Origin of the sequence: Streptosporangium sp. LJ11, from assembly GCF_051918945.1 — a bacterium.
Taxonomy (GTDB): Bacteria; Actinomycetota; Actinomycetes; order Streptosporangiales; family Streptosporangiaceae; genus Streptosporangium.
The window spans coordinates 108,484-121,702 of record NZ_JBPXMB010000026.1 but is presented as its reverse complement, the minus strand read 5'-3'; the positions used below and the strand labels follow the sequence as shown (position 1 = coordinate 121,702).

The 13,219-nt window shown below is 72.8% G+C and carries 14 protein-coding genes; 7 read left to right on the top strand and 7 right to left on the bottom strand.

What is annotated here, in order from left to right; all coding sequences use genetic code 11:
* Positions 1–5 precede the first annotated feature (5 nt).
* Complete coding sequence (locus tag ACTOQ3_RS33175; protein ID WP_329094021.1) at positions 6–197, bottom strand: DUF5999 family protein; 192 nt, start codon at positions 195–197, stop codon at positions 6–8.
* A gap of 425 nt (positions 198–622) precedes the next feature.
* Positions 623–1,210 (bottom strand): TetR/AcrR family transcriptional regulator C-terminal domain-containing protein, encoded by a 588-nt coding sequence (locus ACTOQ3_RS33170; RefSeq protein ID WP_440087398.1) that lies wholly within the window; start codon positions 1,208–1,210, stop codon positions 623–625.
* A 216-nt stretch (positions 1,211–1,426) separates the two neighbouring features.
* Here ACTOQ3_RS33170 and ACTOQ3_RS33165 point away from each other — a divergent pair, with 216 nt between their 5' ends.
* Both ACTOQ3_RS33165 and ACTOQ3_RS33160 read left to right on the top strand, forming a co-directional pair.
* Positions 1,427–1,828, top strand: coding sequence for a hypothetical protein (locus tag ACTOQ3_RS33165; protein ID WP_362695838.1), 402 nt, complete (start codon positions 1,427–1,429; stop codon positions 1,826–1,828).
* 568 nt (positions 1,829–2,396) lie between these two features.
* Positions 2,397–2,606, top strand: coding sequence for an MbtH family protein (locus ACTOQ3_RS33160; protein ID WP_440087397.1), 210 nt, complete (start codon positions 2,397–2,399; stop codon positions 2,604–2,606).
* Between the two features lie 240 nt (positions 2,607–2,846).
* On the opposite strand, the gene ACTOQ3_RS33155 is transcribed toward ACTOQ3_RS33160, so the two are convergent.
* The 3 genes from ACTOQ3_RS33155 to ACTOQ3_RS33145 form a co-directional block, all read right to left on the bottom strand.
* The gene (locus ACTOQ3_RS33155; protein WP_440087396.1) at positions 2,847–4,259 is read right to left on the bottom strand and encodes an RNA polymerase sigma factor; all 1,413 of its coding nucleotides are present in this window, start codon (positions 4,257–4,259) and stop codon (positions 2,847–2,849) included.
* Between the two features lie 195 nt (positions 4,260–4,454).
* Positions 4,455–4,829, bottom strand: coding sequence for a hypothetical protein (locus tag ACTOQ3_RS33150; RefSeq protein WP_440087395.1), 375 nt, complete (start codon positions 4,827–4,829; stop codon positions 4,455–4,457).
* Positions 4,830–4,879: 50 nt separating this feature from the next.
* The gene (locus ACTOQ3_RS33145; protein WP_440087394.1) at positions 4,880–6,040 is read right to left on the bottom strand and encodes an AMP-binding protein; all 1,161 of its coding nucleotides are present in this window, start codon (positions 6,038–6,040) and stop codon (positions 4,880–4,882) included.
* 151 nt (positions 6,041–6,191) lie between these two features.
* On the opposite strand from ACTOQ3_RS33145, the gene menB reads away from it, so the two are divergent.
* Both menB and menD read left to right on the top strand, forming a co-directional pair.
* A complete protein-coding gene (gene menB / locus ACTOQ3_RS33140) occupies positions 6,192–7,043 on the top strand; it encodes a 1,4-dihydroxy-2-naphthoyl-CoA synthase (RefSeq protein ID WP_440087428.1) in 852 nt (283 codons plus the stop codon).
* 197 nt (positions 7,044–7,240) lie between these two features.
* Positions 7,241–8,899, top strand: coding sequence for a 2-succinyl-5-enolpyruvyl-6-hydroxy-3-cyclohexene-1-carboxylic-acid synthase (gene menD / locus ACTOQ3_RS33135; RefSeq protein ID WP_440087393.1), 1,659 nt, complete (start codon positions 7,241–7,243; stop codon positions 8,897–8,899).
* Positions 8,900–9,015: 116 nt separating this feature from the next.
* Here menD and ACTOQ3_RS33130 read toward each other — a convergent pair whose 3' ends face one another.
* Together ACTOQ3_RS33130 and ACTOQ3_RS33125 are read right to left on the bottom strand one after the other, a co-directional pair.
* Entirely contained in the window at positions 9,016–9,750 is a 735-nt protein-coding gene (locus tag ACTOQ3_RS33130; protein ID WP_440087392.1) for an ABC transporter permease, read from the bottom strand.
* A complete protein-coding gene (locus ACTOQ3_RS33125) occupies positions 9,747–10,433 on the bottom strand; it encodes an ABC transporter ATP-binding protein (protein WP_440087391.1) in 687 nt (228 codons plus the stop codon). The genes ACTOQ3_RS33130 and ACTOQ3_RS33125 overlap by 4 nt, the downstream gene beginning before the upstream one ends.
* Positions 10,434–10,589: 156 nt before the next feature.
* On the opposite strand from ACTOQ3_RS33125, the gene ACTOQ3_RS33120 reads away from it, so the two are divergent.
* The 3 genes from ACTOQ3_RS33120 to ACTOQ3_RS33110 all read left to right on the top strand — a co-directional run bounded on the left by ACTOQ3_RS33120 (position 10,590) and on the right by ACTOQ3_RS33110 (position 13,126).
* Positions 10,590–11,690, top strand: coding sequence for a sensor histidine kinase (locus tag ACTOQ3_RS33120; protein WP_440087390.1), 1,101 nt, complete (start codon positions 10,590–10,592; stop codon positions 11,688–11,690).
* Positions 11,687–12,502: a response regulator gene (locus ACTOQ3_RS33115; RefSeq protein WP_440087389.1), complete on the top strand. Its 816-nt coding sequence runs from the start codon at positions 11,687–11,689 to the stop codon at positions 12,500–12,502. Before ACTOQ3_RS33120 ends, ACTOQ3_RS33115 begins: the two co-directional genes overlap by 4 nt.
* Before the next feature lie 141 nt (positions 12,503–12,643).
* Complete coding sequence (locus tag ACTOQ3_RS33110) at positions 12,644–13,126, top strand: general stress protein (protein ID WP_440087388.1); 483 nt, start codon at positions 12,644–12,646, stop codon at positions 13,124–13,126.
* Positions 13,127–13,219: the final 93 nt, after the last annotated feature.

The following is a 13,219-nucleotide window of genomic DNA, read 5'->3' as shown; positions in this document are numbered from 1 at the left end:
GGGCCTCAGACCACGCCGGCCAGTGGCCGGTGCGGCTCGATGACGGCACCGTCCGGGAGGAGCTCGCCGGTGTCGTCGAACAGCACCACACCGTTGCAGAGCAGGCTCCAGCCCTGCTCGGGGTGGGCCGCCATGGTGCGGGCGGCTTCGCGGTCCAGCGCGTCGGCGGACGGACAGGACGGCTCGTGCGGGCACATCGGCGTGCCTCCGGATCTCTCGTGTCGGCTCGCCCGGGTCACACCGGGCACGGGTGGGCATCGGACATCCGGCGGCACCGTCACCGATGGGTCTCCGTTCCCACGTATGACGGGGACGAGCATCTGAATGTTGATATATGGCCATGCGGTCCCTAACAGAACGGGAGCCGCACATCAAGCAGATCAAGTGTGCGATCGATCGCACCTTGGCGACATAGCCCGTTAGGACTGTTTGAGAACTGGTAAGGGGTCAGTCCGTCAGGGCTTTATCAGGGGATGTGACCTATAACACAGCATGCCTCATATAAGGACATTCGACCAAGTGCGACACGCCGCCAGGCAGGTAAACGATCGGTTACAAGTTGCTGACGTGCGCCGACGCGGGTTTTCCCACCCCTGACCGTCCCTTACCGGGTCCGATGTGCTCACCGCGCGCCCAGGCCGGCCAGGAGCGCGTCCAGCCCGTGCTCGAAGTCGGCGTCCGCCCCCGGGCTGCCGCCTCCCCTGGACGGGGGACGCCAGGGCTCGTCCTCGTCGCCCGAGGGCTCGGCCCAGCCCGACTGCTGCACCTCCACCGCCACCGCGCCGAAGACGTAGGCCCGAAGGGCCCGTACCGCGCCCGCGGCGTCGGCCAGTCCCGCGTCGGCCAGCTGGTCGGTCTGCTCCCTGATGGCGATCGCCGCCCTGCCCCTCGGCGGCTTGGTCAGGGCCAGGGCCAGCACCCCGGGATGCTCCCTCAGCGCGGCCCGGCTCGCCCGGCACCAGGCCCTCGCGCTGTCCTGCCAGCTCCCGCCGGGCTCGGCGTGGACGGTGGTGACGTGCTCGGCCAGCGCGTCCATCAGGGCGTCCTTGCCGCGCGGCAGGTGGTGGTAGATGGCCATCGCCTCCACCTGGAGCGCGTCGCCCAGCCGCCGCATCGTCAGGCGCCGGAGGCCCTGGCCGTCGGCGATGTGGAGGGCGGCGTCGATGATGCGCTCCCTGGAGAGCGGGACGGGAGGTCGCTTGGCAGGCATGGGAGGCATCCTGCCACCCCTTACCTTACTGCGTAAAGGACGGCGCGCCGGGCGGGACGAAGGTTCTTCGGCGTCGCCGCACGGCGAGGCGGCCGGCGGCGCGAACCGCTTCGCGGGAGGGCCCGGTCCCTGAGTGTGTGGGGCGGGGGCGGACCGCGTAGGCTACGAGCGGTGATCTGCCGGAGGAGACCGGCGACCGGCGAGAGAGGGAAGAAGATGGCGTTTTTCCGACCGCGCGTGAGCCGGGAGGCGGAGGTTCGTCACCACGCTGACCAGGAGGTCGGGAAGAGCTTCCCCGAGCTTCTGGAGAAGGCGCGCGAGGCCGAGGCCGAGGTGCGCCGGGCGCAGGCCGCCGCGGCCCCCGTGCAGGAGCTGCGAGCCGCCGGGCTGGCCTTCGACAGGGCGCTCACCGAGGCCCTGCGCGCGGCCGAGGCCAACCAGCGCGCGACGTTCGGGATCAGGTCGTACGACGACCGGATCCGCCGCCGCAAGGGCAGGGCCACCCCGAAGGGCGCCGAGTGGACCGCCGAGGTCAACCGCCTGCGCACCCTTCGCGAGCAGAACCGGCTGACCGGCATTCCCAGGGTCCCGCGCCCGGTCGCCGCCTCGGCCCGCTGATCTCCGTTCCCGGCCCTCGTCCCCGGCCCTCGCCGGGGCTTTCGACCGCGGGTGCCCGGGCGCGGATCTGATCCGCCCACCGGTCTCCATCCGCGGACCCGGTTCGAACGGCCTCTCGCCGCCCGTCACGCGTTCCCGTGACGGGCGGTTTCGCCGTTCCGGAACGGGTCCGGGGGAGGTGACGGTGGTCCGGCCCTGATGACCGGTCGTCTGGGCCCGGCCTCCCGGTTTGGCGGATTTTAGGTTAGGCTTTCCTAATAAGGTGTTCCGCTTCGGTGGCCTCTCCGGCCACTCCCTCAACGCCGTGACCAGGCACTTCGCTGAGGTGCACGCAGTTATGTCATTTTCGTCTGCCTTTTCTCGCGCCCGGACGGCTCCTCGCGCCCGGACGGCTCCTCGCATCCGGCGGGGGACGACGGTCGCCGATCCCTGGGCGCGCCGGCGGGAAACTCCCGCGCCGGCCGCCCGCCCGCCCGCGCGGGCGGCCGGCGCCGGCCGGGCATCCCGGTGCCGGGCGAGTCCACACAGCCGGGTTCGCCACCCGGTACACCCATGCTGGAGGTATCCGATGACCAACCCCTTCGACGACGAGAGCGCGTCCTTCCTGGTGCTGGTGAACGCCGAGGGGCAGCACTCGCTGTGGCCCGCGTTCGCCGACGTCCCCCCGGGGTGGGAGATCGTCCACGGTGAGGATTCCCGCGCCGGCTGCCTGGCCTACGTCGAAGGCTCCTGGACCGACATGCGCCCCAGGAGCCTCGTCGCCGAGATGGGCGGCTGACCCCCTTCGAGACCTTCGAGGGCCGGTACGGGGACCGTCGCCCCGGTTCCCGCGCCGGGCCCCTCGGGGAGGGGCGCCTCGCGCTCCCGCCGGTCCCTCCGGGGGGCACTCCCCGCGGGGGCCGGAACACGCCGAAGGGCGCCACCGCGGACCGGGAGGTCTCGCGGTGGCGCCCTTCGGGACTTCGGAACGGCCGGACGGCTCAGGTGGCAGGCGGCGCCGTGCCGGCAGGCCCGCCGGTCAGCTGGCCCAGTCGAGCAGCGGGCGGGTGTTGCTGGGGTGGCGGAGCTTGGAGAGCGACTCCTTCTCCAGCTGGCGGATGCGCTCGCGCGTCAGGCCGAGATACTTGCCGATCTCGTCGAGGGTGTGGGGCTTGCCGTCGACGAGGCCGAAGCGCAGGGCCATGATCTTCGCCTCCCTGGGAGAGAGGTTGCCGAGCACGCCGCGCAGCTGCTCGCCCAGCAGCTGGCGGTCGACGACCTCCGACGCCTCGGGCGAGTCGACGTCCTCGATGAGGTCGCCGATGGTGGTCTCGCCGTCCTCGCCGATGGTGGCGTTGAGGCTGATCGGCTGGCGGCTGGTGCGCAGCAGCTCCTCGATCTGGTCGGGGGTCTTGTCGAGCTCGACGCCCAGCTCCTCCGGCGTGGGCTCGCGGCCCAGACGCTGGTGCATGTCACGCTCGACGCGCGACAGCTTGGAGAGCATCTCCAGCACGTGCACCGGAAGCCTGATGGTGCGGGCAGAGTCGGCGAAGCCGCGCTGGATGGCCTGGCGGATCCACCACATGGCGTAGGTGGAGAACTTGTAGCCCTTGGTGTAGTCGAACTTCTCCACCGCGCGGATCAGGCCCAGGTTGCCCTCCTGGACCACGTCGAGCAGGGCCATGCCCCGGTCGGTGTACTTCTTCGCCACGGAGACGACCAGGCGGAGGTTGGCCTCCAGCATGTGGTCCTTGGCCCGGCGGCCGTCCTCGGCGATCCACTCCAGGTCGTCGCGCGCGGCCGCGGACAGACCCGGCTCGGCCTCCAGCTTGGACTCGGCGTACAGCCCGGCCTCGATGCGCTTGGCCAGCTCGACCTCCTGCGCGGCGGTGAGCAGGGTGCGACGGCCGATCGACTTCAGGTAGGTGTGCACCGAGTCGCCCATGACGGAGGACTGGTCGTCGAGGTCGAGGGTCGGCTCGACCTCGACCTCGACCTCCTCCGGCGGGTTCCACTCGTCGTCGAGCTCCGCCGCGGTGTCCTTGGTGTCCCTGGCGTCCTTCGCGGCCCCGGTCTTCCTGACGGGCTTGGCGGTCTTGAGGTCGCCCGCGGGCTCCGCACCGGTCGTGGCGGCGTCCGGGGCACCGGCCGTGGTCTCGGTCTTCACCGCCCCCTTCCTCGCGGGCGCGGCCTTGACCTTGCGGGCGGGGGTCTTGCGGGCGCTCTTGGTGCCGGACGCGGACAGCGCGGGCTCGTTCTCGGCCGCCAGGCTGACGCCCGCCTCGGTGAGCTCGCGCAGGATCGACCTGCCCTCGGTCGGGCTGATGCCCGCCTCGGCGAAGGCGTGGCGCAGCTCCGCGAGTGAAAGGTGGCCCTGGACTCGCCCTCGGTCAAGGAGCTGGTCGAGGGTCGTCGGGGCCTCAGATGAGGTCGCCACGGCGGTTGGGGGCATGAGGACACCTCCTCCATCACGGAGTCGTCTGAATTTACGGTCTGCTGGTCTTGGGGTGGGGCGGTCTGGGGGCCGCTCAGCGCACCAGTACCAATAACCCCAGGCAAGAACTTTCTGTTCCCGACTCGACCCGGAAAATATGAAGGGCGGACCGCCTTCCCGGCGATCCACCCGCACGTGGGCGCCCGAGAGAGCCTATTCGATCACTTCCACGGGGCCCTCTTGCGCCGGGTCAGCGGAGCCTTCGAGCACGGGGCCGTCGACCATGGGCATCGGGAAGGGCTCCGCCTTCTCCAGACGGTTCTCGCTCCAGTACTCGACGACCTTCTCGGGGTCGGGATTGACCTCCCTGGACACCACGAAGTCCTCCGCGGGAGGGACGGGTGCGGTCGGGGACGGCTCCTGGGAGGGCGCTCCGGGCTCGTTCGGGGCGACCGGCACCGGCTCGGCCGACGGTTTCTCCGCCTTCCCGATCCCGCCCGACGCGGCGGCCGCCGTCACGGAAATGCCGCCGGCGAGGACCAGGCTCACGATTCCAGCCGAGACCCATGTCTTGCGGGTGACGTTCATCGGGCTTGTCCTTCCTGCTTCGGCTACCTGTTGGACGTGTCACGGCACCTTCACGGTTCCCGATCACGACCATAACGAAGAGTTTCGAGATCCGGCTTGCCGTTGGCCAAAAGTGGTATTTCGGTCACAACGATCAGGTCGGCGGGGGCCGCGTAGGCGGGCAGCCGCTCCTTGGCGAAGGCGCGCACCTCGGCCAGGGACGGCGGGGAGGGCGAGACGACGACGGCCACCACCCGCTCGCCCCACTCGGGGTCGGGACGGCCGACCACGACGGCGTCGACGATCGCGGGATGCTCGGCCACCACGGCGGCCACCGCCGCGGCGACGACCTTCTCGCCCCCGGTGTTGATGACGTCGTCGGCCCGCCCCAGCACGCGCAGCCGCCCGCCCTCCAGGACGCCCAGGTCCGAGGTGAGGAACCACTCGCCGTCGCGCGCGGCCTCGGTGAGGTCGGGGCGCAGCCGGTAGCCGGAGAACAGCACGGGCCCGCCCAGGCGGATCCGGCCGTCGTCGCCGACGTCGACCCCCACCCCGTCGAGGGGCTCGCCGTCGTAGACGCACCCGCCGCAGGTCTCGCTCATGCCGTACGTGGTGATCACCCTGGCCCCGGCCGCGCGGGCCTCGGCGAGCAGGGCGGGGGGAGCGGCGGCGCCGCCGAGCAGGATCGTCCTGAACGCCGACAGACGCTGAAGACGCGCCGAACTCACCTGGAGCAGCCGGCGCAGCTGGGTCGGCACCAGCGAGACGTGGTCCGCGCCGCTGGAGAGCACGGCCTCGGGGGAGAACCCGTCGTGCACGATCGGCTCGGTCCCGCCCAGCAGCGACCTCACCAGGACCTGCAGGCCGGACACGTGGGAGGGGGGCAGGCAGCACAGCCAGCGCTCGCCCGCCCCGGCCTCCAGGCGCCGCAGCGAGGCCGACGCGGAGGCGAGCAGGGCCTCGGCGGACAGCTGCGCGCCCTTGGGGGCGCCGGTGGAGCCGCTGGTGGCGATGACCACCGCGACCTCGGCGGGCACGCCGACGCCGCCCTCGCGGCGAACCCCGTCGACGTGGGTCGGGCGCAGCGCGTCGAGCGTCGCCCGCAACGCGGGGGCGGGCAGGGCGGGGGAGAGGGGCAGCACGGCGGGACCGCGGCCGTCCAGTGCCGCGCCGACGGCCCGGAACAGCTCCGGGCCCGGCGCCGACACCACGGCATGCAATTCCCGTTGCACGGAAAGCCACTCCTCATGCACAGGAATGGTCATCACAGTCGTAAGGTTAGTGCCGAATGCCGGACAACAGCCGGGGTGGTCCCGGTAAAGCGGAGAGGGTGAAGCCATCGTGAGCACGGAGCGGGTCGAGCCGGGCGTGGACGAGCAGGTGGTGGCGGAGACGGCCTCCGAGCGCGACGGTGCCGTCGACTGGAAGAGGTCCGGGCAGTACGAGGACATCATCTACGAGACCGGCGAGGGCATCGCCAAGATCACGATCAACCGTCCGGAGCGGCACAACGCGTTCCGCCCGACGACGCTCTTCGAGCTCAAGGACGCCTTCAACGTCGCCCAGGAGGACGCCGAGGTCGGTGTGATCATCTTCACCGGCGCGGGCGACAGGGCCTTCTGCTCCGGGGGCGACCAGAAGATCCGCGGCGACGACGGCTACGTCGACAAGTCCACCCCGCACGTCGGCCGGCTCAACGTGCTCGACCTGCAGGTCCAGATCCGCCGCTGTCCCAAGCCGGTCATCGCCATGATCGCCGGCTACGCCATCGGCGGCGGCCACGTGCTGCACGTGTGCTGCGACCTGTCCATCGCCGCCGACAACGCGGTCTTCGGCCAGACCGGCCCCAAGGTCGGCTCCTTCGACGGCGGCTACGGCTCCTGGCTGCTGGCCGAGACCGTCGGTCTGAAGCGGGCCCGCGAGATCTGGTACCTCTGCCGCCAGTACGACGCGCAGAAGGCCCTCGACTGGGGTCTGGTCAACGCGGTCGTGCCGCTCGCCGAGCTCGAGACCGAGACGGTCAAGTGGGCCAGGGAGATGCTGGACAAGTCGCCGCTGGCCCTGCGCATGCTCAAGGGCGCGCTGAACGCGGTCACCGACGGCGCCGCGGGGATGCAGCAGTTCGCCGGCGACGCCACCCTGCTCTACTACATGAGCGAGGAGGCGCAGGAGGGGCGCAACGCGTTCAAGGAGAAGCGCTCTCCCGACTTCGGCAGGTTCCCGCGCCGTCCCTAGGGGCGGCCGACGACAGGTTCCGGCGCGGCCGTGGGCGGCGAGGGCACAGGCGAGGGCACAGTGCCCCGCCGCTCCCGGGGGGCAGCGGGGATCCGAACGGACTCGGTCCCGGGGCGCGCCGCCCCGCGCAGGCGAGGGCGCTTTCGCGCGCCTCAGGACGGACTCACCCCCGGGTGCGGAGATAAGGAGGCGGTGCGGTGAATCCCGCGACCGCGCTCGCGACGGTGCTGGTCGACGAGCTGGCCCGCTGCGGTCTGACGGACGTGGTGCTCGCACCGGGTTCGCGTTCGGCGCCGCTCGCCCTGGCCGTGCACGCCGACAGCCGCCTCCGGCTGCACGTGCGGGTGGACGAGCGCTCGGCCTCCCACCTGGCGGTGGGCCTGGCCCGCCGCAGCGATCGTCCGGTCGTCCTGATCTGCACCTCCGGCACCGCGGCGGCCAACTTCCATCCGGCCGTCATCGAGGCGCACGAGTCGGGGGTGCCACTGCTGGTGCTCACCGCCGACCGCCCGCCCGAGCTGCGCGACACCGGTGCCAGCCAGACCGTCGACCAGATCAAGCTGTACGGCACGGCCGTCCGCTGGTTCAGCGAGATCGGCGTGCCCGAGGACCGCCCCGGCCAGGTCGCCTACTGGCGGTCGACGGCCTGCCGCGCCTACCAGCGCGCGATGGGCCCGTACGACCCGGGGCCCGTCCACCTCAACGTGGCCTTCCGCGAGCCGCTGATCCCGGACGGCGACCCGTCCTGGTCCGAGTCCCTGGAGGGCGACGCCGCGGGTCCGTGGGTGCGCGCCAGGGTGGGCTCCCCGCCGGTGGCGCTGCACCTGCCGCCGACCCGGCGGGGCGTGCTGGTCGTCGGCGACGGCGCGACCAACACCCGCAGGTACGTGGCGGCGGCGGGCATGGCCGGGTGGCCGATCCTGTCGGAGCCCAACGGCGGCGCCCGCTACGGCGACCACGCGATGTCGGCCTACCACTTCCTCCTGGGCACCCCGGAGTTCGCCGACCGGCACCGCCCCGACGTCGTGGTCACCCTGGGCCGCCCAGGCCTGTCCCGGCCGCTGCTCAACTGGCTGAGGCACGCGGGCGAGCACATCGTGGTCGCGGCCGACATGACCCGCTGGCCCGACCCGACCCGCTCGGCCACCCAGGTGGCACAGGTGGTGGAGATCCCGGTCGCCGCGGGCGACGACACGTGGCTGCACTCCTGGCGCCGCGCCGAGACGGCGGCCAGGGCCGCGATCGACGAGGTGCTGGACGGGTCGGGGCTCAGCGAGCCGCGCCTGGCCCGCGACCTGGCGGAGGCGCTGCCCAACGGGGCGCTGCTGTTCTCCGGCTCCTCCATGCCGATCCGCGACCTCGACCAGGCGATGCGTCCCCGGCGGGGCCTGCGGATCATGGCCAACCGGGGGGCGGCCGGGATCGACGGCGTGGTGTCGTCGGCGATGGGCGCCGCCCTCGCCCACAACGGCCCCTCCTACGCCCTGATGGGCGACCTGACCTTCCTGCACGACCAGAACGGGTTGCTCCTCGGCTCCCGCGAGCCGCGCCCCGACCTCTGCCTGGTCGTGGTGAACAACGACGGCGGCGGGATCTTCTCGCTGCTGCCCCAGGCCGCGCTGCGCGACCCCTTCGAGCGGGTCTTCGGCACCTCGCACGGGGTGGACCTGGGCTACGTGGCCGCCGCCACCGGCACGCCGTACACCTTCGTGGACGAGCCGGGCCAGCTGGTCAAGGCACTGCGCGGCGAGGGGCTGCGCGTGGTCGAGGTGCGCAGCGACCGGGAGTCCAACGCGAGGCTGCACGCCGTGATGCGCGACGCCGCCCACGCCGCCGTCCGCGACGCCATGGTGTGACGCGCGTTCCCGGGGACACGCCGTGACGCGTGCCCCCGGGACCACCCGGCACGGCCGGCCGTGCCGGCACGCCGTGCCGCCGTCCGTGTCGGGGGCCGTGCCGTCGTACGGCGAGGTCACGTGACGTCGCGGCGGAGCGTCAGCGCGCGGGCGGCGAGCACGGTCACCGCGACGTAGCCCGCGAACAGCAGCCCGCCGGCCCAGACGGGCAGCAGCTCGCCGCCCAGGGGCGTGCCGCTCAGGGCGCGGGCCGCCCCGGTCGGCAGCCACCTGCCCAGATCGGGCAGGAAGCTGACGAGCGCGTAGTCGGCGTACATGAACCAGAGCAGCGCCACCGTCACCGCCGCCACCTGGTTGCCGATCAGGGCTCCCAGGCCCACCCCGAGCAGGCCGTACAGGACGACCGCGAGCACCGAGCCGAGCAGGACCGCGGGCACCGCGGGGGTCCAGGCGGGATAGCCGGCCAGGCCGAGTATGACCAGGCCCCCCGCCAGCGTGACCAGCGCCGAGACCGTGGCGATCACCAGGCCGGCGATCCCGTACGCGGCCAGCTTGGCCGTCACCACCCGGTCCCGCCTGGGGCTGACCAGGAACTGCCAGGTGATCGTCTGGTGGCGGTTCTCCCCGGCCATGCCGAGGACGCCGAGCAGCAGGGTGAAGATGTAGGCCTGGTGGGCCATGCTGTAGACGTTCTCGATCTGCGCGTCGAGCGGCATCCCGCCGCCCTGCCCCATGAAGAAGACCATCAGCCCCGCCCAGGCCACGCACAGCGGGGGCGCCAGGGCGGCCAGGAGCCAGGTGGTGCGGTTCGCGCGCGCCTTGAGCAGTTCGGCGCGGACCAGGCCGTTCATGCGGTCACCTCCATGTAGAGCTCCTCCAGGTCGGTCTCCGGGGTGAGCGGGCCCTGCCAGGCGAGACGCCCCGCCCGTACGACGATCACGTGGTCGGCGATCTGCTGGATCTCGGCGAGCACGTGCGTGGAGACCAGGACCGTGCGCCCCTGGTGGGTGTAGGCCCGCAGGAAGCCCCGCAGCCAGCGCATGCCCGTCGGGTCCAGGCCGTTGGCGGGCTCGTCGAGGATGAGGATCTCCGGGTCCCCCAGCAGGGCGGAGGCCAGGGCGAGCCGCTGGCGCATGCCCAGGGAGAAGCCCCCCACCTTGCGGCCGGCCGAGGCGGTGAGGTCGACCTGTTCCAGCACGTGCTCCACGCGCTCCGCGTCCAGCCCCGCAGCGAGGCGGAGCGCCTCCAGGTGCGTGCGGGCGCTCAGTCCCGGGTGGAAGGCCGCGGCCTCCAGTACCGCGCCGACCGTGGCGACGGGACGCTCCAGGTCGCGGTAGGGGCCGCCGCCGATGGTCGCGGTGCCCTCGGTGGGCGTGACCAGGCCGAGGATCATGCGCAGGGTGGTGGTCTTGCCCGCCCCGTTGGGGCCGATGAAGGCCGTGAGTGTTCCCCGTTCCACCGTGAACGACAGGTCGTCGACGGCTCGTACCCCGCCGAACGACTTGCCGAGGTGGGTGACGCTGATTGCTGACATGCCTCGACGATGGGCCCGGGGCGGGTGGGGACGCACGGTCCCGGGGGTGGAACCGGCGACGTCCACCCCCGGGGGAGGGCGCGGTGGCCGGGGGTGGAGACGATCTCCACCCCGGGGCCCATGGTCCGCCGCCGGGGGCACGGATAATTTGTGGTCGTGACGTTCTTCCGCCGCCCCTCGGTGCGCTGCCTCCTCGCCGTCGTGCTGGCGGGATACGTGCTCTACTGGCCGGTGGCCGCCGCGATCGAGGCGGGCTGGCCGGGCCTGCTCCCGGTGCTCCTCGTCTGCGCCGCCACCTCCGGCTGCTGCGTGTGGGCACTGCTGAGCCAGGACGCGCGGCGCGGCGCCTGGCTGCTCGCGGCCACCCTGACCGGCGGGCTCGCCCTGCAGGCGATCAGTCGCTTCGGCGGCATGGGCTTTCTGTACCTCGTCCTCTACGCAGCCCCGTTCAGGACCCGCTTCTGGCCGGGGATATTCCTGGTCACGGCAGACATCGCCGGAACGGCGGCCGTGTCCTTCCTGGCCGGGCTGCAGGGCTGGGAGTTGATGGGCAACGTCCTGGGCCTCACCTACGGCGCCATTCTCGTCTTCCTGATCCGGTATGTGAAGACGACCAGGGAGCACGCGGCGGCGCTCGCCGAGGCGCGGGCGGGTGAGGCCGTGCTGGCCGAGCGGGCACGGCTGGCCAGGGAGGTCCACGACATCCTGGCGCACTCGCAGTCGGCCCAGATCGTCCACCTGGAGGGCGCGCGGCTGCTGCTGGAGCAGGGCGGGGACCCCGCGGCGGCCCTCGACCGGGTCAACCGCGCCGTGCGGCTGGCGCGCGCCGGGCTGGAGGAGACCCGCCGGGCGCTCGACGCGCTGCGCGGGCAGGAGCTTCCGCTGGCCGAGCGGCTGGAGCGGCTGGCGGTGGAGTTCCGGTCGGTGACCGGGGCGCCCTGCGCGGTCTCGGTCACCGGGGACCTCGGCTCGCTGGAGGCGGGGGCCAGGCTGGCGGTGGCGAGGACCGCGCAGGAGGCGCTGACGAACGTGCGCAAGCACGCGCCGGGCGCCGCGGTGTCGGTGGCGCTGCGCCGCGCCGGCGCGTGGTGCGAGCTGGAGGTGCGCGACACGGGCGGTCCGCCGGACCCGCCGGCGTCGCGGGAAGGGGGGTACGGGCTGGTGGGGATGCGCGAGCGGGCCGAGCTGATCGGCGGTTCGCTGGCCGCGCGGCCGGGCGCGGAGGGCTTCGAGGTCCTGCTGCGGGTCCCGGCGTGAGCCGCCCGCGGCGCGGCGCCGCCGCGGGGGTGGGCGCCGCGCCGTGGACGGCTCACGCCGGTGCCGGTACGGTACGCCCCGACGCGCCGGTGCCGCGCGACCGCGAGGCCGTCCCGGCGAGGGAGCGGCGCGGGGACAGGCGGGCGGGTCCGAGGGACGAGGTGGTCGAGGTGGTCGTGCGGGTGCTGGTGGCCGACGACCAGACGGTGGTGCGCGAGGGGCTGGTGCTGCTGCTGGGACTGCTGCCCGGCGTCGAGGTCGTGGGGGCCGCGGCCGACGGGCGGGAGGCGGTCGAGCTGGCCGCCTCGCTCGGGCCCGACGTGGTCCTGATGGACCTGCGGATGCCCCGCATGGACGGGGTGGAGGCGACCCGCAGGATCAGGGCGGCCCACCCGGACATCCACGTGGTGGTCCTGACGACGTACTCCGACGACGAGTCGATCTTCGCCGCGCTGGGCGCGGGGGCGCGGGGCTACCTGACCAAGGACACCGACGCCGAGTCCCTGGCCTCGGCCATCGCCACCGTCGTCGAGGGCGAGGCCCAGTTCGACCCCACCGTCCAGCGGCGGCTGGCCGAGGCGGTGGCCGGGAGCCGCCGCGCGCCGGGCCTGCCGGACGGGCTGACCCGCCGGGAGAGCGAGGTGCTGGGGCTGATAGCGGCGGGCCGCTCGAACGCGGAGATCGCCGGGGAGCTGTTCATCTCCGAGGCGACGGTCAAGACGCACATCAACAACCTCTTCGCCAAGGCGGGACTGCGTGACCGGGCACAGGCGGTGACCTACGCCTTCCGGCACGGCCTGGGCCCCGGCTGACCGGGACCGGACACCGGCGCCGGGGACGGCGATGACTGTCAGGTGATGACTGTCAGGTCTGGGGATGTGGGGGCGCCGTCGCGGGGTCAGGGTGGATCGCGTACGGATTCACCTCGCGGGTGCCCGTCGAAGGGAAGTGCCATGCGACCTGACATCAGTTTGACCGGCCACGAGACGGTGGCGGATTTCGGCAACTACGCCGAGGCACAACGTGCCGTGGACAGGCTGTCGGACCAGAAGTTCCCGGTCGAGCACACGATGATCGTCGGAGTCGGTCTCCGGCTCGTCGAGCAGGTGCTCGGGCGGCTGACCTATCTTCGCGCCGCGGGGATGGGCGCGGCGACCGGAGCCTGGTTCGGACTGCTGATCGGCCTGTTCTTCGCGATCTTCACTCCCGGGCGGTTCCCCTTCATCCTGGTCCTGTGGGGCCTGATCTGGGGCGCCATCGCCGGAGCGATCTTCGGACTGGTCGGCCACGCGCTCACCGGGGGCAAGCGCGACTTCCTCTCGTCGAGCGCGATCGTCGCCGACCGCTACGAGGTGCTGGTCGCGGCCCCGCACGCCGCCGAGGCGCGCAGGCTGCTCGACGTGGGCACGTCCCAGCAGATGCACCAGCAGATCTGACCGGCGCCCCCCGAACCGAGCCCGCACGGACGGGGCGCGGGCGGTGTGGACGGCGTGGACGGCGCGGACGGCGCGGACGGCATTGCCCGCGCC

What these genes read in the sequence shown, in the direction of transcription:
- ACTOQ3_RS33175 (WP_329094021.1), bottom strand. Translation starts at nt 197, where the DNA reads ATGTGCCCGCACGAGCCGTCCTGTCCGTCCGCCGACGCGCTGGACCGC.
- ACTOQ3_RS33170 (WP_440087398.1), bottom strand. Translation starts at nt 1,210, where the DNA reads ATGCCTGCCAAGCGACCTCCCGTCCCGCTCTCCAGGGAGCGCATCATC.
- ACTOQ3_RS33165 (WP_362695838.1), top strand. Translation starts at nt 1,427, where the DNA reads ATGGCGTTTTTCCGACCGCGCGTGAGCCGGGAGGCGGAGGTTCGTCAC.
- ACTOQ3_RS33160 (WP_440087397.1), top strand. Translation starts at nt 2,397, where the DNA reads ATGACCAACCCCTTCGACGACGAGAGCGCGTCCTTCCTGGTGCTGGTG.
- ACTOQ3_RS33155 (WP_440087396.1), bottom strand. Translation starts at nt 4,259, where the DNA reads ATGCCCCCAACCGCCGTGGCGACCTCATCTGAGGCCCCGACGACCCTC.
- ACTOQ3_RS33150 (WP_440087395.1), bottom strand. Translation starts at nt 4,829, where the DNA reads ATGAACGTCACCCGCAAGACATGGGTCTCGGCTGGAATCGTGAGCCTG.
- ACTOQ3_RS33130 (WP_440087392.1), bottom strand. Translation starts at nt 9,750, where the DNA reads ATGAACGGCCTGGTCCGCGCCGAACTGCTCAAGGCGCGCGCGAACCGC.
- ACTOQ3_RS33125 (WP_440087391.1), bottom strand. Translation starts at nt 10,433, where the DNA reads ATGTCAGCAATCAGCGTCACCCACCTCGGCAAGTCGTTCGGCGGGGTA.
- ACTOQ3_RS33110 (WP_440087388.1), top strand. Translation starts at nt 12,644, where the DNA reads ATGCGACCTGACATCAGTTTGACCGGCCACGAGACGGTGGCGGATTTC.